Below are 18,546 nucleotides of genomic sequence, written 5' to 3'. Positions count from 1 at the left end.
TGACGACGTCGGGAGATCGCGGTATAACAATTGGCAAAGCAATCGCGAGGTCCCATGCCCAGCTACCGCCTGCACTACTTCCCCGAATCCGGCAACAGCTACAAGCTGGCGCTGATGCTGACGCTTTGCGGCGAGGGGTTCGAGCCGGTCTGGACCGACTTTGGCGGCGGCGTCACGCGCACGCCGGAATGGCGCAAGAGCGTGAACGAGATGGGCGAAATTCCTGTGCTCGAGATCGACGGTGTGAAGATGACGCAGACCGCGCCTCTCCTGCTCAAGCTTGCCGAGCAGTACGGGCGTTTCGGTGCCGAGACCGAGGGGGAAAAGTTCGAGCTGCTGCGCTGGCTGTTCTGGGACAACCACAAGCTCACCGGCTACATGGCGACCTACCGCTTCATGCGCGCCTTCACGCAAAGCAACGATCCGCAAGTGCTGAAACATTTCCGCCGGCGGCTCGAGGATTTTCTCGGCATTCTCGACGGCCATCTGCAGCACAATCAATTTGCGATCGGCATCAGGCCGACCGTCGCCGATATCTCGATGATGGCCTATCTGCACTATCCGAGCGACGAGCACGGCTTCGATTTCGCGGAAAGCTATCCCGCCATCCAGGCCTGGCTTGGCCGCATGGCCGCACTGCCCGGGTGGAAGCCGGCCTACGAGCTGCTGCCCGGCAAGCGCATGACGAACTACGCGAAGTGAGGGCGCCGACTACTTCAGCGCGAGCCAGCCGAGCGTGAACAGGATTCCGCCGATGATGACGACGACCGCGACCGCCCAGGTGCTGACGCGGATGCTGCCGGTAACCTGCTTGGCCTCTTCATTCTGCGCGATCTCGCGATTGCGCTCCTTGTTGGCTTCGCTCGTATTCGTCATGGGTTCATCCAAATCGCTTGTGGGCTTAACGCGTCTTGATGAAGCACATGCCGATGCGGCGCGAGGCCGCGGCAGCCTGACAGGTCAGCCCTTTAGCACAGCTCCATGACGTAAAACTCTTGTCGGCCGATCCCGATCCTGCATTTTCCAGGGAACAATGCGCGCCCCAGCCGTCCTGATATTCGGTCCCCGCCAGCTCAGTGCTGCCGCGGGTCTGCGGCCGGCTGGCAAATCCGCGTGAGAAATCAGGACGTTTGCCCGCGGCCATCGCGGTCAGGATGTCGCGGCGGCGGATCTGGTCGCCAAGAAAATGCGGCGAGGCCGGCACGATGGTCGCATTGGACGGCTTGTCCGTAAGCCAATCGACGCCCGGGAAATGAAAGCCGCCGATGCCGCGGGTCTGGTGGCAGCCGGCACAGGTGACGTCGTTGAGGCGGCGCTGGAAGCCCGCGACCGAGCGGACGTTCTGCATGTCGCCGCGCGCGGCCGCTTGCTTCAACGCACCGACCACGTCGCTGTCGGAGAAGACCGGCTCGCCTTGCCCCTCTCCGTTGCCCTCCCCCTGCATCATCCCGAACTCCGGCTGCAACGGAGACGCATCGAGGCCGGCGGGCGTCGGCACCACCGCAGCCTTGGCCAGGAACTTTTCCGGGATCAGCACCGTGCCGCGATCGAAGTCGCGAAGATGATCGGGCGCGAGCAGCCAATCCCTGAAGTCGCGCCGGAGCGCGTCGTCCGTGAGGATGCGGTCACGGTCGATCTGGTTCTCCAGCGTCGCTTCCTCGAACGTCTTCGAGGCGGCGTCGTACTTGAACACCTTGAGCAGATAGTCGGAGCGGAAATCGTGCAGCGCTGATTTCGCCGCAACCGAGATCTGAATGTTAGTCTCGATGCGATCGAGCATCGCATCGTAAGGGAAGAAGTCGCTGCCGATCAGCCCCTGCCAATCGCCATTGCCGAGCCAGCGTCGCGCGACCTCGGCGCAGGTGATCGGCTTGCCGTTCCCGTCCATCTGGCGCGCGTCGCGCGCCTTCATCACCAGATTGAGCGTCATCGGCAGCCGCGTGGCAGTCCTGCCGCCATCCGGTTTGGTCTCGAAACGCGCGAGACGATAGATCAGCCTGATCTCGCCGCAAGACTCTTCCGAGACATAGGCCCGGTCCATGCGGTTGACGATGCCGGCCAGCACGAAACGGGTGTCGCGGGATTTCAGATTGGACCGATCGAACAATTGCACGTCAAAGCCCTCGCCGACGCCGATGGTCTCGGTCGGATATGCCGCCTTCTGCCGCGCGACGTAGCGGTCGATCTCCGCTTCGATCGCGGGAGGAATCTCCTTGAGCTGCGACAACCACGAAAACATCAGATCGGTCGTCAGCGGAAAGTTCGCGTTCCGCTCCGGCCACAACAGGCGCGAGATCGTGAGTGCGTCGTGCTGGTCGAGCTCGCGCAGGAGATCGGGATCGGTGATCGCCGTGCCGCGCGCCAGCTGCGCGTTCTCCGCGGCCAACAACGATACGATGCCGCCGAAAAATACGGCGGCGGCAACGAGAATTCGCAAGGCGCGGCTCATGCCTCAGGTAACACCGCGCAGGGACGGCTATTCAAGCAAAAAAGGCGCTTCACATCGTGGTGAAGCGCCTCTTCGAAAGTCGGATGATGAGCCGCTCAGCGCGCGACGATCAGCCCTTTGCTGGTGACGACCACCCAGCGGCCGTCCTGACGGCGGATCGCATCGACACGGCCAACGCCGGGGATGGGGTCGCCGGCATAGACCTCGTAGAGGCCATTGCGACCCTCGACCAGTGCGCCGCCGTTGGAGACGTCGCGCAGCACCCAGCCTTCGACCGTCGGCAGCCGGCCGATTTCGGTCTTGGGTGCGGCGGGAACTGGCGCAGCTGCCGCGGTCGCAACCTGCGCCGGTGCGATCGAGCCGGTGGTCTCACGGGCCGGCACGGCGGCTGCGGCCTGGGCGGGCGCCGCGGGCGGGGTGGCGCGGAGCTTGTCGACGGTCTCGGACAGTTTCGCGATTTTGGCCATCGGCTCGGCCTGCGCCTTCTCGAGCTTGTCGAGGCGGTCGTTGGTGCGGTTGAACTGGCCGAGGCCGGTCTTGGACGTGTGCTCGACGTTGGCCTTGAGCGCGACGACATCGGCATCGATCCGGGCGACCGAGGATTCCAGCGCGCCGGTGTCGGCAACCTGTGCCGGCGCGGGGCTTGCGAAGTGCATCATCCCTGCGGTCGCGAGCACGCCGCTGATGGCGCCGACACTGGCCGCAATCGCCACCACCGCGGCCATCGCCGACAGGCGGCGCTTGCCGCCGGTCTCGCGCGGCTCGTCTGCTTTCACATGCGGCGCGAACTCCTCGCGGTCCCAGGACCGCTCCGCGGGTGCCATGACGATGAGCTTGCCGGGCTTTGGCTCGGACTTGGTTTCAGGCTTGGTCTCGGCTTTGGCTTCGAACTTCGGCGTCTCGATCCTCGATGCCTCGATTTTTGGGGGCTCGACCTTGGCCAGGTCGGGTTTGGGCGGCGTCTCGTGGTCGGGGGCAATCGAGGGGGCCTCGATGCCGGCAGCAGCCTCGATGGCCTGCGGCACGGTCGCTGCGGCTTCGACGACGCCAGTATCCTGGGCGGCCTGCTCGGGCATTGGTTCGCTCACGGCTCAAATACTCCAGTCTCGGTTGACCTTTTGGTAACTTTCATTGCTTGCGAATTCCTTACCTGCGGACCCGCTTACCAAAATTTTAGGAATTCATCCGGGGCCGAATTGGGCCGGGAAAGTGGAACCGATGTGGCGCTGTGCAACAAATTGTCAGCCGATGCTGCCCTGCGGTAGGCCACGCTCTCGCCGAAGGAGCTGTTGCCCGCCCCTGTTACCCCGCTAACATGACTGTCCTGTCAGCCAGAACGGCTGCAGAGCCCTTGGGGGTGTCATGACGATCGAGAAGTGCATCAACGAGTTTGGCGTCGATGACATCATTTTCGAGGAGGGCTCGACCGGCCGCGAGCTGTACGTTGTCCTTGACGGCGAGGTCGAGATCGCCAGGTTCAGCGGCGCCAGCAAGACCAGCATCATCAAACTCGGCAAGGGCGAATTCTTCGGCGAGATGGCCGTGATCGACGGCTCCGCACGTTCGGCGACCGCGATCGCGGCGGCGCCGAACACCAAGGTGATGAGGGTCAACCATGCCCGCTTCGTCTATCTCGTCAGCCAGCAGCCGGCGTTTGCGCTGATGGTGATGGACGCGCTGTCGAAACGCCTGCGCGCCGCCAACGCGGTCAACTACCGGGCGGCCCAATCATGAGCGACGGCAAGCCGACGGCCTTTCCGGTCCTGATGAAGAACGACACCTGCTCGCTGATCCAGGCGGCGGACGACGTCTACCAGATCCGTTTCTCCAATCGCGCCGCCAACGTCTATCTCGTGCGCGGCTCGGCGCGAACCATCCTGATCGATACCGGGCTATCCTCGAACTATGCGGCGATGGTCGAATGCCTGAACTTCGTCGGCTGCCCGCCGGAGAAGATCGACATGGTGGTGCTCAGCCACGAGCATCTCGACCACATCGGCGCAGCCTGGCACTTCAACGAGCGCCGCACCTTCGTCGCCGCCCATCGCCTCGCCGCCAACAAGATCATGCTGCGCGACGACTTCTCGATGCTGCGAAAGATGTTCAACGAGCCGAACGTGCCTGTTAATATCGACATCTGGCTCGAGGAAGGCAATCTGATCGACCTCGGCAATTTCCGTCTCAACGTGATGCACACGCCCGGCCACACCTCGGCCTGCATCACGCTGTTCGATCAGGACAAGGGGCTGTTGTTCGCCGCCGATACGCTCATGCCCGGCGGCGTGATGGGCGGCGTGTTCGGCTCCGGCAGCATCGCCGACTACATCGAGTCGCTGGAGCGGCTGAAGGGATTGAACGCGAGGATCCTGCTTTCAGGCCACGGCCGGCTATCGGACGCGCCACAGGAAGACGTGCGTATCGCCATTGCGCGGTCGCACGGCTTGCTGGAGGACACCGCACAATTGTTCGAAGCGCTGGATGCGCGCTCGAACTTCGAGCCGATCATGCAGTCGGTGCGGGATCTGAACAAGCTGGACGATTAGGTGGGCGTGCGGCTGCGTGTGCCCGCGAGGCGAAGCACCGATGTCCCCACAACGTCGTCCTGGCGAAAGCCAGGACCCATACCGCGAGGTCCATCGGCCGTACGCAGCAGGCGTACCGAACGATGAATCTTCGCCAAACTTCTCCCTCCCTGGGGTAATGGGTCCTGGCTTTCGCCAGGACGACAGCGGGGCTCCATCACCGCCTGCTTGTAGCGACTACATCACCACCGGCGCATCCGGCAGCTCGTTCGCATGCGGGCCCTGCGGCGGGAAATGCCTTGCCAGCTCGCGGGACACCGCCTCGATGCCGTCGATCACGCCGCGTTCGAATTGCCCTAATCTGAACTCCGCCTCCATCGCGCGGCAGATGCTCTCCCAACGTTCGCGACCAACCTTCGCATCGATACCGCGGTCGGCGATGATCTCGACATCGCGGTCGGCGAGCAGGAGATAAATCAGGACGCCGTTGTTGTGCGCGGTGTCCCAGATGCGCAGTTGCGAGAAGACGTCGAGCGCGCGCTCGCGCGCCGGCTGGTTGCGAAATAGCGGACCGCCGTCGAGCGCGCCTTCGACCACGAACCGCACCTGGCCGGAATGCATGGCTTCGCCGCGGTTGATCGCCTGCTCGATGCGGTCGAGCACGGCCTTCGGAAACACCTGCTTGGCGCGCCAATGGTGCTGGAGCAGATGCCGGGTGATGCGCCTGATGCTCATGACCTACCAGCTCCCCGAAGCGCCGCCGCCGCCAAAACTGCCGCCACCGCCGCTGAAGCCGCCGCTCGACGACGACCCGCCGCTCCAGCCGCCGGATGACGAGCCGCTCGACCACGAGCCGCGACGCGAGGATCCCGTGCCCGATCCCGCCCCAAACAGATCGGCAATAAACGTCAGGACGGCGCCGAGCACACCGACGCCCAACCCGATGACCGCAGAGCCGATCACGAACCAGGCGAGGACACCAACGATCGCTCCGGTTATCCCCGAACCGAACAGCCGCCCGAACATGGAGCGCAGGATTCCGCCGATGACCAGCGGGCCGAACAGCAGGAAGTAAAAAAGCGGCTCGACGTCGTTCCAATCGCCGAAATTCACGCTGCGCGAGGGCGTCGGCAGCGGCTCGCCATCGATGACGCGGATCATGCGGTCGACGCCCGCCGTGATGCCACCGGCGAAATCGCCACTCCTGAATTTCGGCGTGATGGCTTCATCGATGATGCGCCGCGACGTGACGTCGGTGAGCGCGCCCTCGAGGCCGTAACCGACCTCGATGCGCAAATGCCGGTCGTTCTTGGCCACGACGAGGATGGCGCCGTCATCGACCTTCTTGCGCCCGATCTTCCAGGCCTCCGCAACGCGGATCGCGAATTGCTCGATCGTCTCCGGATCCGTCGTCGGCACGATCAGGACGGCGACCTGGCTGCCCTTGCGCGTCTCGAAGTCCTGCAGCTTTTGCGACAACGCGGCGATGTCACCGCTGGAGAGCGTGCCGGTCTGATCGACCACGCGGCCGGTGAGTTGGGGTATGGCGACATCGGCCGAGGCGGGAAGCGCAAAGGTGAGGAAGAATGAGAATGCGACAGCGACTATCGCTCGCCACTCATGGGCTGTCATCGCCCGGCTTGACCGGGCGATCCAGTATTCCAGAGACGCCAGCGGGATACGGTGAAGCCGCGGCGTACTGGATTCCCCGCCTTCGCGGGGAATGACAGTGGTGGGTGGGGTATGCATCGGAGTCGAAGGCACTTACTTCGACGGCGCGGGCGCCGGATTAAAATCGACCTTCGGTGCGGTCGAGATTTCCTTCTCGTTCCCGACCGTGAAGTTCGGCTTCTCCTTGTAGCCGAACATCATCGCGGTGACGTTGCTCGGGAACGACCGGATGGTGACGTTGTAGTCCTGGACCGCCTTGATGTAGCGGTTGCGCGCCACCGTGATGCGGTTCTCGGTGCCCTCGAGCTGCGACATCAAATCCTTGAACAGCGCATCCGACTTGAGCTGCGGGTAGTTCTCGGTGACCACGAGCAGCCGCGACAGCGCGCCGGAGAGCTCGCCCTGGGCGGCCTGGAATTTCTGGAATGCGGCGGGATCGTTCAGCACCTCGGGCGTCGCCTGGATGCTGCCGACCTTGGCGCGGGCATTGGTGACGCCGAGCAGCACGTCCTTCTCCTGCTGCGCAAAACCCTTCACCGAGTTGACGAGATTGGGCACGAGATCGGCGCGGCGCTGATACTGGTTCACGACCTCGGACCAGTTGGCCTTGATCTGCTCGTCCTCGCTCTGGATCGCGTTGTAGCCGCAATTGGTGAGGCTCAACGAGGCCAGCGCCGCCAGTACGGTCAGGATCTTGCGCATCAAATTTCTCCCGGTGGAATCGGGTGCAAGCTACCAGATTGCGCGCGCGAGATGCCAGACATCTTGCGTCCGGGCCGAGGCCGCGAAATGCAGCCGATGTACGCAAGCCTCTTGCTTAATCCCGGCTGTAATAGTCAACTTGAGGGAACAATAATACCGGGTCGGGAACGCCAGGGGAACGCGATGAGTTCGTTCGAGACCATCCTCGTGGAGAGGCCGGAGCCGGCGATTGCCCGGATCGTGATGAACCGGCCCGACGCGCGCAACGCGCAGAACCTGCAAATGACCTACGATCTCAGCGCCGCTTTCGATGAGGCGGTGCAGGACGATTCGGTCAAGGTGATCATTCTCGCCGGCAACGGTCCGCACTTCTCCTCGGGCCATGATTTGCGGCCCGGCAGCAAGAATGAAGCCGGCGTGGATTTTCCGCCGATCGGGAATTGGGGCGGTTTCGCCGAAGCAAACGCTCATGGCCGCTTCGCGCGCGAGCAGGAAATCTATCTCCAGATCACGCGGCGCTGGCGCAACCTCGCCAAGCCGACCATTGCCGAGGTGCACGGCAAGTGCATCGCCGGCGGCCTGATGCTGGCCTGGGCCTGCGATCTGATCGTCGCCAGCGACGATGCGCAGTTCTGCGATCCCGTGGTCACCATGGGTGTCTGCGGCGTCGAATGGTTCGTGCACCCCTGGGAGCTCGGCCCGCGCAAGGCCAAGGAATTTCTATTCACGGCCGACGCGTGGAGCGCGCAGGAGGCGCACCAGCTCGGCATGGTCAACCGGGTCGTGCCGCGCGCAGAGCTTTCATCCGTCGTGCTGGAGCTGGCGCGCAAAATAGCGTCAAAACCGTCCTTTGCGCTGAAGCTGACCAAGGAAGCCGTGAACCGCTCGGTTGACGTGATGGGCCAGCCGGCCGCGATCGACCAGGCCTTTGCGCTGCATCAGCTCTGCCACGCGCATAATCTTCAGGAATTCGGCATGGTGGTCGATCCATCCGGCCTGCACCCCTCCGTGCGCAAGCCGCCGGCAGCCGCGGAGTAGACAGGATGGATCTCAATCTCACCGACGAGCAACGGCTGCTGCGCGAAAGCGCGGAGCGCTTCGTGGCCGAAAGCTACGATGCCGATCACCGCCGCAAGATGGCGAACGACCCGCTCGGCTTCAGCCCGGCGATGTGGACGCAATTCGCCGAACTCGGCTGGCTGGCATTACCGATCGCGGAGGAATTTGGCGGGCTTGGCGGCGGCGCGGTCGAGATCGGCATTTTGATGGACGCCTTCGGCCGCGGGCTGGTGTCGGAGCCGTATATCGCAACGGTCGTGCTTGGCGCTGCGTTGATCGAGCGGTGCGGCAGCACGGCGCAAAAGCAGGCCATCCTGCCGAAGATCGCGGATGGATCGTTGAAGCTCGCGTTCGCGCATTCCGAGCGCGCGGCGCGATTCGATCTTGCCAAGGTTGCAACCACCGCCCACAAGACGGCGCAAGGCTGGCGCCTTGCCGGCAGCAAGATTGCCGTGCTCGATGGCCATGCCGCCGACGAGATTGTCGTCTCCGCGCATATCCATGATCATCAAGGGCCGTCGGCCCGGATTGGCCTGTTTCTGGTGCCGGCGACGACGCCGAATGTTGCCATCTCCGACTACGAGCGCCTCGGCGGCGGGCGGGCCTGCAACATCGAGCTGTCGGACGTGCAACTGCCGGAGGATGCCCTGCTCGGCAACGGGCATGACGCACTGGCGGCCATCGAATGGGCTGTTGACCGCGCCATGGCTGCGCTTGGCGCCGAGGCCGTCGGCATCATGCAGGTGCTGCTGGACACCACGCTGGAGTACACAAAAATCCGAAAGCAATTCGGCCGGCCGCTCTCGGCCAACCAGGTGATCCGCCACCGCCTCGCCGACATGGCGGTGCAGGTCGACGAAGCGCGTTCGATGGCGTTGCGCGCCGCGCTGAAGGTCGACTCCGATCCGGTCGAGCGCGCGCGGGCGGCGTCGGGCGCGAAGGCGAAGATCGGCAGATCCGCACGTTTCGTCGGCGAGCAGTCGATCCAGCTGCACGGCGGCATGGGCGTCACCGAAGAGCTCGAGGTCGGCGCTTATTTCAAGCGGCTGGTCGCCTTCGACACGCTGTTCGGCGGCAGCGCCCACCATTATGGCCGCCACGCCCGGCTTGGCCGCACCACCGTGCCAGCCTGACACAAGGAGCGCATCATGGACCTGTCGTTCAATGCCGAGGAGCGCGCCTTCCAGGGCGAGGTGCGCGGCTTCATTGCGAAAAATCTCACCGAGGAGATGAAGCGCGCGACCGCGCTGACGCCGTCGGTGTTCTCCGACCCCGATATCGGCATGGCTTGGCAGCGCACGCTGCACAAGCAAGGCTGGGGCGCGCCGGGCTGGCCGATCGAGCATGGCGGTCCGGATTGGACGCCGGCGCAGCGCTGGATTTTCGAGACCGAAAGTGCGCGGGCCGGGGTGCCCAATGTCAACGTGATGGGCGTGAAGATGGTCGGCCCCGTCATCATCGGTTTCGGCTCGGCGGAGCAGAAGAACTTCTACCTGCCGCGCATTCTCTCCGGCGAAGACTATTGGTGCCAGGGCTATTCCGAGCCGGGCTCCGGCTCCGATCTCTCTTCGCTGAAGACCCGCGCGGTGCGCGACGGCGACGACTACGTCATCAACGGCACCAAGATCTGGACCACGCATGCCCACCACGCCAACCGCATGTTCGCGCTGGTGCGCACCAGCGACGGCCCGCGGCAGCAGGACGGCATCAGCTTCATCCTGATCGACATGAAGACACCGGGCATCACAACGCGCCCGATCCTCACCATCGGCGGCGACCACGAGGTCAACCAGGTGTTCTTCGACGACGTGCGCGTTCCCGTGGCGAACCGCGTCGGCGAGGAAGGCAAGGGCTGGACCTACGGAAAATATCTGCTCGAGTTCGAGCGCGGCTCCGGCATCGCCTCGGCAAAATTGCGCGAGGGGCTGAAGGCGATCGCGGAGCTTGCCGAGTCCGACCTGACGGGGCGCGCCATCGACAGCCCTGACATCGCAACGCGTATCTCCGAGGTCGAGGTCGACATCGACGCGCTGGAGATGACCGAGCTGCGCGTGCTGTCGGCGTTGCAGACCGGACAGAATCCCGGTGCGGTGTCGTCGATCCTGAAGCTGCGCAACAGCGAGATCCGCCAGGCCGTGACCCGGCTCGGCGCCGACGTGATCGGCCATGACGCCCTCGCGGTCGAGCCGATGCGCCCGCTCTACAGGCTCAACCATGAGCCGCCGATGCCGGAGGAGATGCTGACGGTGGTACCGGAATATCTCAACGGCCGCGCCTACACGATCTTCGGCGGCACCTCGGAGATCCAGCGCGATATTATTGCGAAGATGATGCTGGGGATTTAGCGCGAACTTTTTCCTCACCCTCGGTGTCGTCCCGGCGAAGGCCGGGACGACGAGTTGGATTTGTGGCGACAGCCAGCACGACAATGGCCGCTAACCGCCCACCTTCGCATCCCGGATCGCCTGCCAGATCTTCTGCGGCGTCAGCGGCGTATTCAGTTGGGTGATGCCGAGTTCGGCGAGCGCATCCATCACACCGTTGGTGACGCAGGGCGGACCGCCGATGGCGCCGGATTCGCCGCAGCCCTTGGCGCCGAGCGGATTGGTGCGGCAGGGCGCGGAATCGTCCAGCGTCACAACGATCGGCGGAACGTCGTCGGCGCGCGGGATGCAATAGTCCTGATAGCTCGCAGTGAGCAGCTGGCCGTCGGCATCATAGGACACGCCCTCATACAGCGCCTGACCGATGCCCTGTGCGACGCCGCCATGGATCTGGCCGCTCACTAGCATCGGGTTCACGGCGACACCGACGTCGTCGACGGTGGTGTAGCGCACGACCTTGGACACGCCGGTCTCGGGGTCGATCTCGACCTCGCAGATATGGGTGCCGTTCGGCCAGCTCGGACCGTCGACCTCGCCTTCGGAATCGACGCTGAGTTTCGCGCCGCCTTCTTTCTCGGCAATGTCGAACAGGCTGATGCGGCGGTCGGTGCCGACCACGGTGAGCATGCCGCCCTGGTATTCGATGTCCTCGATCGAGGTCTCCAGCACGTTCGCCGCCTTCTCGCGCGCCTTCTGGATCAGATCGTTGGAGGAGACCGCGACCGCCGTGCCGCCGACGAACAGCGAACGCGAGCCGACGCTGCCGAAGCCCGTCGCCAGATCAGTATCGCCCTGGACCACGTCGATCTTGTCCATGGCAATGCCGAGCGTGTCGGAGATCATCTGGGTGTAGGTGGTCTGCAAGCCCTGCCCCATCGCCATGGTGCCGGAATGCAGGATGACGCGGCCTTCCGACGTCGCGTGCAGGCTGACCTTTTCGGTGTGGGCACGGCCGCCGGTCCATTCGATATAGGAGGTGAGCCCGCGGCCATAGAGCAGGCCCTTCTTCTTCGCGGCCTTCTTGCGCGCGGCAAAGCCGTCCCAGTCCGCAAGCTTCACGGCGCGATCGAGCATGTGCGCGAAGGCGCCGGAGTCGTAAACCTGCCCCGCAGCATTGGTGTAGGGCAGTTGCGCCGGCTTGATGTAGTTGGCTTTCCGGATCGCGCGCGGGTCCATGCCGATTTTCCGCGCGGCCGCGTCGAACAGGCGTTCGACGATGAACACGGCCTCGGGCCGGCCCGCACCACGATAGGCACCGACCGGCGCGGTGTGGGTCATCACCGACTTCACCTCGAAATGCACCAGCGGCAAATCGTAGACGCCGGTCTGCACGAACGGCCCCAGCACCAGCGGGATGATATTCCCCGCACCTGACGAGTAGGCTCCGGTGCAGCCGATCGACTTGACGCGGTAGGCCAGCACCTTGCCCTTCTCGTCGAGCGCGAAGGAAGCGGTCGAGGTGAGATCGCGGCCGTGGGTGCCGCCGACGAATTCATCGGTGCGGTCGCCGCGCCAACGGATCTTCCTGTTCAGCTTGGTTGCGGCATAGGCGACGATGCCGTCCTCGGGATAGAGGTTGGTCTTCTGGCCAAAGCCGCCGCCGATATCGCCGACCAGGACGCGCACGCTGTCCTTCGGCCGCTTCAGCACGGCCTCGGCCAGCACGTCGCGGGTCGAGGCGGGCGTCTGCGACTGCACATGCAGCAGAAGGCGGCCGGACGCCTTGTCGATCTCGGCAATGGTCGAGCGCGGCTCCATGGCCGACGGCACCAGGCGCTGGCTGACGAGATCGAGCTCGACGGTATGCGCCGCCTTGGCAAAAGCCTCGTCCACCTTGGCGGCATCGCCGTAGCTCATCGCGCCGACGATGTTGTCGGGCGCCTCCGGCCACACCAATGGCGCACCGGGCTTGACCGCCTCGACGGGATCGACCACGGCCGGCTGCACGTCATATTCGACCACGATCGCTTCGGCCGCGCTCTGCGCGTCGGCACGCGAGGAGGCCACCACGGCGGCCACGGCCTCGCCCGCATAGCGCACGATTTCGTGCGCCAGCAGGCGGCGTGGCGGCACCGTCATCGGCTTGCCGTCGGGGCGCTTGAAGATACTCAAGGTCGGGATGATTCCGATGTCGTCCTTGACGAGGTCGGCGCCGGTGTAGACCGCGGTCACGCCAGGCATCGCCGTGGCGGCGGCCGTGTCGATCGAGACGATCTTCGCGTGGGCATGCGGCGAGCGCAACAGGTACAACCACAGCGCGCCATCTTCCGGCTTGTCGTCGATGAACTGTCCCTTCCCGGTGAGCAGTCGCTGGTCTTCCAAACGCTTGACGGGCTGCCCCGCTCCGAAACGCAAATTGCCGGGAAGAATGTTCATTCCGTGGGGTCCTCAGGGTCTTTTCGAAACTGCGGGCCGCCTTTTAGCGGATCGATCAAGGGCATACCAGCCGCGCTTTTAAGCGGTATATCCGCGATTTCGTCATGCCCGGGCTTGTCCCGGGCATCCACGTACTTTTCGTGTCGAAGCGCGTGGATAGCCGGGACATAGGCGAGCGAAAGCGACGCCGTCCTTCGGACGGCTATGCCCGGCCATGACGAGAGGGGATGGCTACGCCAACTCCCGCAAGGCCGCTTCCACGACCTTGCGCGCATCGGCGGTGAGAGCGGTCTGCGGCGGGACGGGATCGCCGACGTCGTAGCCCTGGATGGCCAAGCCGGCCTTGATGCAAGCCGCCAGGTTGAAGCGGGCAAAAGCCTCGTTAATGCGCCACAGCCTGCGCTGGAGCGCCATCGCCTCGTCCCAGCGACCGGCCTTGCAGAGGTCATAGAGCGCGACGCTCTGGCTTGGGATGATACAGGCGGGGCCCGCCATCCAGCCGAGCCCGCCGATCAGCATCACTGCGGCCGGAATGTGGGCGGAGGCCGAGAACACCCGCAAGGCATCGCCGCAGCGGTTCATGATCGAGAGCAGCCGGCCGGTGTTGGTCGAGGCGTCCTTGATGTAGCCGATGCGCGGATGCTCGGCGAGGCGCGCGATGGTGTCGAGGGTGAGATCGGAGCGCTGGAATTGCGGATTGGTGTAGATCACGACGGGGATGTCCACGGCATCCGCGATGGCGCGAAAATAGGATTCGATTTGGGCATCGGCGAGCGGGAAATACGCTTCCAGGATCGCCAGAATGCCGTCGGCACCGAGCTTCTGATACGCCTTCGCCTGCGCCACCGCGTCCGCCGTCGAGGTGGAGGCGACGCCCGCGACTACAGGCACGCGTCCCCTTGCCGCCTCGATCGTGGTCTGCACGACCGCGGTGCGTTGGGCGGCATTGAGATAGGCGAACTCGCCGGTCGAGCCGAGCGGGGTCAGACCGTGGACGCCGGCGCTTATCAGATCGTCGCAGAGCCTTGCGAGCACGTTCGTCCGCACTGCGCCGTCGGCAGCGACGGGCGAGACGAGATAGGGGAAGACGCCGCGAAAATCGGACATGTCAGCTGTAAATCCCGGAAACTGGCTTGCGCCTGACCGGTCTTACCAACGCTCGCGCCGGCGATCAAACCCTGATCAGCCGCACCCGCGTGCCCCAGGGATCGATCGCCTCCACGCCATTCGCCAGCGCCGTGACTTTCGCGCCGCCCTTGCGCAGGCGCTCGTCCTGCGCGGCAAGCAGGTCCGGCTTCTCCGTCACCAGCGAGAACCAGGCGAGCCCTGTTGCCTGATCGTCGCGTTGGCCGGCGCCCTGACTCTGCCAGACGTTCATGCCGAGGTGATGGTGGTAGCGGCCCGACGACAGGAACGCGGCACCGTTGCGGCTGCGGGTCGGGTCCAGGCCGATGGCACCGTGATAGAAGCGCTCAGCCTGCGTGAGGTCGCCGACGCGCAGGTGCATGTGGCCGATGCGCAGACCGTCGGGCGCCTTGGCATAATCAGGCACGCGCGTATTGGTCAGCGACAGCAGGTCGGGAATGTTGAGCTCGTCGGCCGCCATCTTCACGCTGCCCTCGCTCCACTGCCATTGCGAGGGATCGCGGTCGGCATAGACCTCGATGCCGTTGCCTTCGGGATCGTCGAGATAGACGGACTCGCTGACGAGATGATCGGCAAAGCCCGACAGCGGCACACGATGCGAGGCCGCTGCGACCAACCAGCGCGCCAAGTCCTTGCGGGTCGGCATCAGGAAGGCGGTGTGGTAAAGGCCGGCGGCGTTGCGCGGCTCGATCTCGGCATCAGGACGGGACTCCAGCGCCAGCAGCGCGATGCCTGCCGTGCCGAGCTTGGCGGCGCTCGCCGAGCGTTCCATCACGGTAAGGCCGATCACGTCGCGGTAGTAGTCGGCGACCTTGTCGAGATTCTTCACCCGGAGCGTCACCATGCCGACCCGCATCGGGGTGCGGCTGGCATAGGTCGGACCGCCGCCCTGTGGGGCGCCCTCGGCGCGCGCCGCGCCCGCCGCCGCCATTGCAAGCGAGGCGGCGCCGGCGAGTTGAAGCAGGGTGCGGCGGGTGAGGTCGATGGTCATCGGTCAGGGCTCGCTGAAAGGTTTAGGGCCGTACGGCGCAATTTCTCGATTGCTACACGTTGCCGTGAGCGGCTCCCAATCACATGTTCGTCGGCCGTGGTCTTACGGACCAGCTTTCCCTGCTCATTTCCTGGCCATCCGGCCAGTTTCACAATCGGCCGCGACATCCCAGATTGGGGGCAGCTTACAGGAGCCCCCCATGACCGACTCAACTCCCCTGACCTCCCTATCGTCGGCGCTCGCTGACGTCGTGGCGCGCACCGCGCCCTCCGTCGTCGCCGTGCATTCGCATCGCTCCCGCGCCACCGGCTTCGTCTGGAAACCCGGCCTGATCGTCACCGCCGACGAGGCGCTGGCCGACGAGGGCGACGTCGAGATCGGCCTCCCCGACGGCAGCACCGCGGCCGCCACGATCGCAGGCCGCGACCATACGACGGATGTCGCACTGCTGCGCGTCGATAGCGCGATTGCCCCGGTCAAGCTGGCCACAATTGTGCCGCCCCTCGGCGCGTTGTCGGTTGTTGTCGCCACCAACCGCGATGCGCCGAGCGCCGCGCTCGGCATGGTGTCGCTGTCCGGCAAGAGCTGGCGCTCCTTGCGCGGCGGCGACATCGACGCGCGGATCGAGCTCGACGTCCGCTTGCGCTCTAGCCAGCAGGGCGGCCTCGCGCTCGATGCATCGGGGGAAGCCTTCGGCATGGCCGTGCTCGGCCCGAGGCGTGTGCTGGTGATCCCGACAGCGACAATCGAGCGGGTCGCGGCCCAGTTAGAGGCGCGCGGCCGCATCGCACGCGGATATCTCGGCCTCGGGCTGCAGCCGGTCCGGCTCGACGACGGCGTCGGCGCGATGGTGATGAATGTCGACAAGGCCGGCCCTTCGGCGGCGGCCGGCATCCGCCAGGGCGACGTCATCGTCGCCGTCAACGACCAGAAGCTGTCCGGCGTACGCGCGCTGTCGCGGACGCTGGGTCCGGCTAGCGTCGGAGCGGTGGTCGATATCGCGGCGCGCCGCGGCGGCGAACCGGTCAGCTTCAAGGTCACGATCGGCGAGAGGCCGGCGGCGTGAGCGAGGATATCGCCCCCGAGATCGTTCTGGCCTTGGAGATCGACGATCCCGCCCTCGCCGATCGCCTGGCGGCTCTGCTCGGCCATATCGCCGGGCTTCGCCTCGCCGAACCCGGCGAGAAGGCGGCCGCGACGATTGTCACCCGCGATCCGCGCATCATGCCTGAGGACATCGCGCTGACACAGCGCGAGCTCGATGTGCTGGCGTTGATGGCGGAAGGTGGCTCCAACAAGATGATCGCGCGTCAGCTCGGCATTTCCGTCCACACGGTCAAATTCCATGTCGGCTCGCTGCTCGACAAGCTCGACGCCACCGGCCGAACCGATGCGGTGGCACATGCGGCCCGCCGCGGCGTGATCGAACTCTAGGGCAGGTGCGGCGGGAAGCTGAGCTGAACCGTCAGCCCCGGCGCGTTGTCGTGCAGGGCAATCTCGGCGCCATGGAGGCGGGCGACCGCGGCGACCAAGCTTAAGCCGAGGCCGTTACCGGGGGTGTAGCGACTCTGTTCGAGCCGGTAGAAGCGCTTGAACACATGATCGCGCTCATCAGTGGGAATGCCGGGACCATCGTCGGCGATCGCGATCGTCGCACCGCCGTCGGTGCGGCGGCAGGTGACGATCACCTGCCCGCCTTCGCAGCCGTGCTTGATCGCGTTGTCGACGAGATTGGCGATGGCGTCGAACAGGAGGTCGCGATCGCCCGTGATCGCCACCTCGCGATCGCCGCCCAGACTGAGCCGCGTCGCGACCTGTTCGGCGGCGGCATCGTAGAGCTCGACGACCTCGCCGGCGATTTCGGCGAGATCAAGCGTGCGAAACGCGCTGCGGCGGGCGCGGGTCTCGATCTCCGAGATGCGGGTGATCGAGGCAAACATGCCGAGCACCGCGTCGAGATCGGCGATGGTGTCACCAATCAGAGCCGCGTCGGCCTCGCCGTTGCGAGGGGCGTGATAGGCCTTCTCCAGCCGGCCCCGCATGCGCGTCAGCGGCGTACGCAAATCATGGGCGACGTTGTCGCTGACCTGCTTGACCTCGCCCATCAGTGTCTCGATGCGGTCGAGCATCTGGTTGAGGTTTTCGGCGACGCGGTCCCACTCGTCGTGACTGCCGCGCAAGGGAATGCGCTGGTCGAGGCCCGACATCATGATGGCGCGGCTGGTGGCGTTGATCTCCTCGATTCGCCCGACCGTGCGGCGCGTCACCAGCACCGCGGCGAGCCCGGCGAGCACCAGCATCAGCACGGCGACAGCGGCCATCGCGAGCTCGATCATCGCGGTGAAGCTGCTGTGGTCGCCGGCATCGCCGATACGGCTCTGCACATAGGCGATCGTGCCGAAATAGACATAGGCCATGATCGCCGCGACGATCAGCCCAAATGCTGCGATCGCGATCAGCGCAAGGCGGAAGGTCGAGGAGCGGAGCGTTTTAGCCAGGAGCACGGAGACAATATCCGATGCCGCGGATGGTGTGGATCAGCGGATAGGCCTGGGCATCATCGACCTTGCGACGGACGCGCCCGACATAGACGTCGATGATGTTGGTGGAGGGATCGAAATGCAGATCCCAGACATGCTGGAGCAGCATCGCACGCGAGACGACGCGGCCCTCGTTGCGGACGAGATATTCGAGCAGTTGGAATTCCCGCGGCAACAGCGGAATCTTCCGGCCGCGGCGGCTCGCGCTACGTGCGATCAGGTCGACGGCGAGATCGCCGACCCGCAGGATGGTCTCCTTGGCAACGGTGTCGCTGCGCCGGCCGAGCGCCTCCAGCCGCGCCAGCAATTCGGTGAAGGAGAACGGCTTGACCAGATAGTCGTCGCCGCCGGCGCGCAAGCCGCGCACGCGGTCGTCGACTTCGCCAAGTGCGGAGATGATCAGGAACGGCGCGGCGATGCCGTCGTCGCGCAACTGGCGCATCACGCTGATGCCGTCGATGTCGGGCAGCATGCGGTCGATGGTGATCACGGCATAGTCGCGCGCGGCGCCGTGGCTGAGGGCCTCGCGCCCGGTGGCGGCGAGATCGACGTCGTAGCCGGAAATCGTCAGCTCCTCGACGAGCTGGCCTGCGGTTTCCGCATCGTCCTCGACGACCAGAATGCGGCGGTGACCTCCGGACATGACAAACTCCGCGCGACGATCGCCACCAGACTATCCCGTTCCGGGGCTGAGCGGAACCGTCCG

Annotated in this window: 19 protein-coding genes; 8 read left to right on the top strand and 11 right to left on the bottom strand. The window is 65.2% G+C overall.

Going from position 1 to position 18,546, the window contains the following annotated elements; all coding sequences use genetic code 11:
* Positions 1-54: 54 nt before the first annotated feature.
* Entirely contained in the window at positions 55-702 is a 648-nt protein-coding gene (locus tag ABIB91_RS11140) for a glutathione S-transferase family protein (protein WP_354167817.1), read from the top strand.
* Positions 703-711: 9 nt separating this feature from the next.
* Here ABIB91_RS11140 and ABIB91_RS11135 read toward each other — a convergent pair whose 3' ends face one another.
* The 3 genes from ABIB91_RS11135 to ABIB91_RS11125 form a co-directional block, all read right to left on the bottom strand.
* Positions 712-876 (bottom strand): hypothetical protein, encoded by a 165-nt coding sequence (locus tag ABIB91_RS11135; protein WP_219683035.1) that lies wholly within the window; start codon positions 874-876, stop codon positions 712-714.
* Between the two features lie 25 nt (positions 877-901).
* A complete protein-coding gene (locus ABIB91_RS11130) occupies positions 902-2,449 on the bottom strand; it encodes a hypothetical protein (RefSeq protein WP_354167814.1) in 1,548 nt (515 codons plus the stop codon).
* 95 nt (positions 2,450-2,544) lie between these two features.
* Positions 2,545-3,525: a hypothetical protein gene (locus ABIB91_RS11125; RefSeq protein ID WP_354168085.1), complete on the bottom strand. Its 981-nt coding sequence runs from the start codon at positions 3,523-3,525 to the stop codon at positions 2,545-2,547.
* A 286-nt stretch (positions 3,526-3,811) separates the two neighbouring features.
* On the opposite strand from ABIB91_RS11125, the gene ABIB91_RS11120 reads away from it, so the two are divergent.
* Positions 3,812-4,183, top strand: coding sequence for a Crp/Fnr family transcriptional regulator (locus ABIB91_RS11120; RefSeq protein ID WP_219683033.1), 372 nt, complete (start codon positions 3,812-3,814; stop codon positions 4,181-4,183).
* A complete protein-coding gene (locus ABIB91_RS11115; protein WP_007596531.1) occupies positions 4,180-4,992 on the top strand; it encodes an MBL fold metallo-hydrolase in 813 nt (270 codons plus the stop codon). The genes ABIB91_RS11120 and ABIB91_RS11115 overlap by 4 nt, the downstream gene beginning before the upstream one ends.
* Before the next feature lie 216 nt (positions 4,993-5,208).
* Here the strand turns inward: ABIB91_RS11115 and ABIB91_RS11110 are convergent, their stop codons facing one another.
* The 3 genes from ABIB91_RS11110 to ABIB91_RS11100 form a co-directional block, all read right to left on the bottom strand.
* Entirely contained in the window at positions 5,209-5,706 is a 498-nt protein-coding gene (locus ABIB91_RS11110; protein ID WP_354167809.1) for a TPM domain-containing protein, read from the bottom strand.
* Between the two features lie 3 nt (positions 5,707-5,709).
* On the bottom strand, positions 5,710-6,603 hold the full coding sequence (locus ABIB91_RS11105) for a TPM domain-containing protein (RefSeq protein ID WP_354167806.1): 894 nt from the start codon (positions 6,601-6,603) through the stop codon (positions 5,710-5,712).
* A gap of 132 nt (positions 6,604-6,735) precedes the next feature.
* Complete coding sequence (locus tag ABIB91_RS11100) at positions 6,736-7,344, bottom strand: LemA family protein (RefSeq protein ID WP_007596535.1); 609 nt, start codon at positions 7,342-7,344, stop codon at positions 6,736-6,738.
* A gap of 183 nt (positions 7,345-7,527) precedes the next feature.
* Here ABIB91_RS11100 and ABIB91_RS11095 point away from each other — a divergent pair, with 183 nt between their 5' ends.
* Genes ABIB91_RS11095 through ABIB91_RS11085 form a run of 3 tightly spaced genes read left to right on the top strand, consistent with a single transcriptional unit; the run spans position 7,528 to position 10,748 of the window.
* Complete coding sequence (locus ABIB91_RS11095) at positions 7,528-8,382, top strand: enoyl-CoA hydratase (protein ID WP_354167803.1); 855 nt, start codon at positions 7,528-7,530, stop codon at positions 8,380-8,382.
* A gap of 5 nt (positions 8,383-8,387) precedes the next feature.
* Positions 8,388-9,536 carry an acyl-CoA dehydrogenase family protein gene (locus tag ABIB91_RS11090; RefSeq protein ID WP_354167800.1) on the top strand — a complete coding sequence of 383 codons (1,149 nt, stop codon included), beginning with the start codon at positions 8,388-8,390 and terminating at the stop codon, positions 9,534-9,536.
* Between the two features lie 15 nt (positions 9,537-9,551).
* Positions 9,552-10,748 carry an acyl-CoA dehydrogenase family protein gene (locus tag ABIB91_RS11085; protein WP_354167797.1) on the top strand — a complete coding sequence of 399 codons (1,197 nt, stop codon included), beginning with the start codon at positions 9,552-9,554 and terminating at the stop codon, positions 10,746-10,748.
* A gap of 90 nt (positions 10,749-10,838) precedes the next feature.
* Here ABIB91_RS11085 and ABIB91_RS11080 read toward each other — a convergent pair whose 3' ends face one another.
* The 3 genes from ABIB91_RS11080 to ABIB91_RS11070 form a co-directional block, all read right to left on the bottom strand.
* Entirely contained in the window at positions 10,839-13,163 is a 2,325-nt protein-coding gene (locus ABIB91_RS11080) for a xanthine dehydrogenase family protein molybdopterin-binding subunit (protein ID WP_354169416.1), read from the bottom strand.
* A 231-nt stretch (positions 13,164-13,394) separates the two neighbouring features.
* A complete protein-coding gene (locus ABIB91_RS11075; protein ID WP_354169414.1) occupies positions 13,395-14,270 on the bottom strand; it encodes a dihydrodipicolinate synthase family protein in 876 nt (291 codons plus the stop codon).
* A 64-nt stretch (positions 14,271-14,334) separates the two neighbouring features.
* Complete coding sequence (locus tag ABIB91_RS11070; RefSeq protein ID WP_354169412.1) at positions 14,335-15,300, bottom strand: VOC family protein; 966 nt, start codon at positions 15,298-15,300, stop codon at positions 14,335-14,337.
* Between the two features lie 199 nt (positions 15,301-15,499).
* On the opposite strand from ABIB91_RS11070, the gene ABIB91_RS11065 reads away from it, so the two are divergent.
* Entirely contained in the window at positions 15,500-16,366 is an 867-nt protein-coding gene (locus ABIB91_RS11065) for a S1C family serine protease (protein WP_007596547.1), read from the top strand.
* Positions 16,363-16,734 (top strand): response regulator transcription factor, encoded by a 372-nt coding sequence (locus ABIB91_RS11060; RefSeq protein WP_007596549.1) that lies wholly within the window; start codon positions 16,363-16,365, stop codon positions 16,732-16,734. The genes ABIB91_RS11065 and ABIB91_RS11060 overlap by 4 nt, the downstream gene beginning before the upstream one ends.
* On the opposite strand, the gene ABIB91_RS11055 is transcribed toward ABIB91_RS11060, so the two are convergent.
* Complete coding sequence (locus ABIB91_RS11055; protein ID WP_354169409.1) at positions 16,731-17,804, bottom strand: sensor histidine kinase; 1,074 nt, start codon at positions 17,802-17,804, stop codon at positions 16,731-16,733. The two genes, ABIB91_RS11060 and ABIB91_RS11055, sit on opposite strands and share 4 nt — an antisense overlap.
* On the bottom strand, positions 17,791-18,483 hold the full coding sequence (locus ABIB91_RS11050; RefSeq protein ID WP_219683023.1) for a response regulator transcription factor: 693 nt from the start codon (positions 18,481-18,483) through the stop codon (positions 17,791-17,793). The genes ABIB91_RS11055 and ABIB91_RS11050 overlap by 14 nt, the downstream gene beginning before the upstream one ends.
* Positions 18,484-18,546 lie beyond the last annotated feature (63 nt).

It is taken from the genome of Bradyrhizobium sp. JR4.3 (genome assembly GCF_040547695.1).
Lineage (GTDB): Bacteria > Pseudomonadota > Alphaproteobacteria > Rhizobiales > Xanthobacteraceae > Bradyrhizobium > Bradyrhizobium canariense.
Note: the sequence above shows the minus strand (reverse complement) of the source record. Positions and strands in the feature narration are given on the sequence as shown.

What these genes read in the sequence shown, in the direction of transcription:
- ABIB91_RS11140 (WP_354167817.1), top strand. Translation starts at nt 55, where the DNA reads ATGCCCAGCTACCGCCTGCACTACTTCCCCGAATCCGGCAACAGCTAC.
- ABIB91_RS11135 (WP_219683035.1), bottom strand. Translation starts at nt 876, where the DNA reads ATGACGAATACGAGCGAAGCCAACAAGGAGCGCAATCGCGAGATCGCG.
- ABIB91_RS11130 (WP_354167814.1), bottom strand. Translation starts at nt 2,449, where the DNA reads ATGAGCCGCGCCTTGCGAATTCTCGTTGCCGCCGCCGTATTTTTCGGC.
- ABIB91_RS11125 (WP_354168085.1), bottom strand. Translation starts at nt 3,525, where the DNA reads ATGCCCGAGCAGGCCGCCCAGGATACTGGCGTCGTCGAAGCCGCAGCG.
- ABIB91_RS11120 (WP_219683033.1), top strand. Translation starts at nt 3,812, where the DNA reads ATGACGATCGAGAAGTGCATCAACGAGTTTGGCGTCGATGACATCATT.
- ABIB91_RS11115 (WP_007596531.1), top strand. Translation starts at nt 4,180, where the DNA reads ATGAGCGACGGCAAGCCGACGGCCTTTCCGGTCCTGATGAAGAACGAC.
- ABIB91_RS11110 (WP_354167809.1), bottom strand. Translation starts at nt 5,706, where the DNA reads ATGAGCATCAGGCGCATCACCCGGCATCTGCTCCAGCACCATTGGCGC.
- ABIB91_RS11105 (WP_354167806.1), bottom strand. Translation starts at nt 6,603, where the DNA reads ATGACAGCCCATGAGTGGCGAGCGATAGTCGCTGTCGCATTCTCATTC.
- ABIB91_RS11100 (WP_007596535.1), bottom strand. Translation starts at nt 7,344, where the DNA reads ATGCGCAAGATCCTGACCGTACTGGCGGCGCTGGCCTCGTTGAGCCTC.
- ABIB91_RS11095 (WP_354167803.1), top strand. Translation starts at nt 7,528, where the DNA reads ATGAGTTCGTTCGAGACCATCCTCGTGGAGAGGCCGGAGCCGGCGATT.
- ABIB91_RS11090 (WP_354167800.1), top strand. Translation starts at nt 8,388, where the DNA reads ATGGATCTCAATCTCACCGACGAGCAACGGCTGCTGCGCGAAAGCGCG.
- ABIB91_RS11085 (WP_354167797.1), top strand. Translation starts at nt 9,552, where the DNA reads ATGGACCTGTCGTTCAATGCCGAGGAGCGCGCCTTCCAGGGCGAGGTG.
- ABIB91_RS11080 (WP_354169416.1), bottom strand. Translation starts at nt 13,163, where the DNA reads ATGAACATTCTTCCCGGCAATTTGCGTTTCGGAGCGGGGCAGCCCGTC.
- ABIB91_RS11075 (WP_354169414.1), bottom strand. Translation starts at nt 14,270, where the DNA reads ATGTCCGATTTTCGCGGCGTCTTCCCCTATCTCGTCTCGCCCGTCGCT.
- ABIB91_RS11070 (WP_354169412.1), bottom strand. Translation starts at nt 15,300, where the DNA reads ATGACCATCGACCTCACCCGCCGCACCCTGCTTCAACTCGCCGGCGCC.
- ABIB91_RS11065 (WP_007596547.1), top strand. Translation starts at nt 15,500, where the DNA reads ATGACCGACTCAACTCCCCTGACCTCCCTATCGTCGGCGCTCGCTGAC.
- ABIB91_RS11050 (WP_219683023.1), bottom strand. Translation starts at nt 18,483, where the DNA reads ATGTCCGGAGGTCACCGCCGCATTCTGGTCGTCGAGGACGATGCGGAA.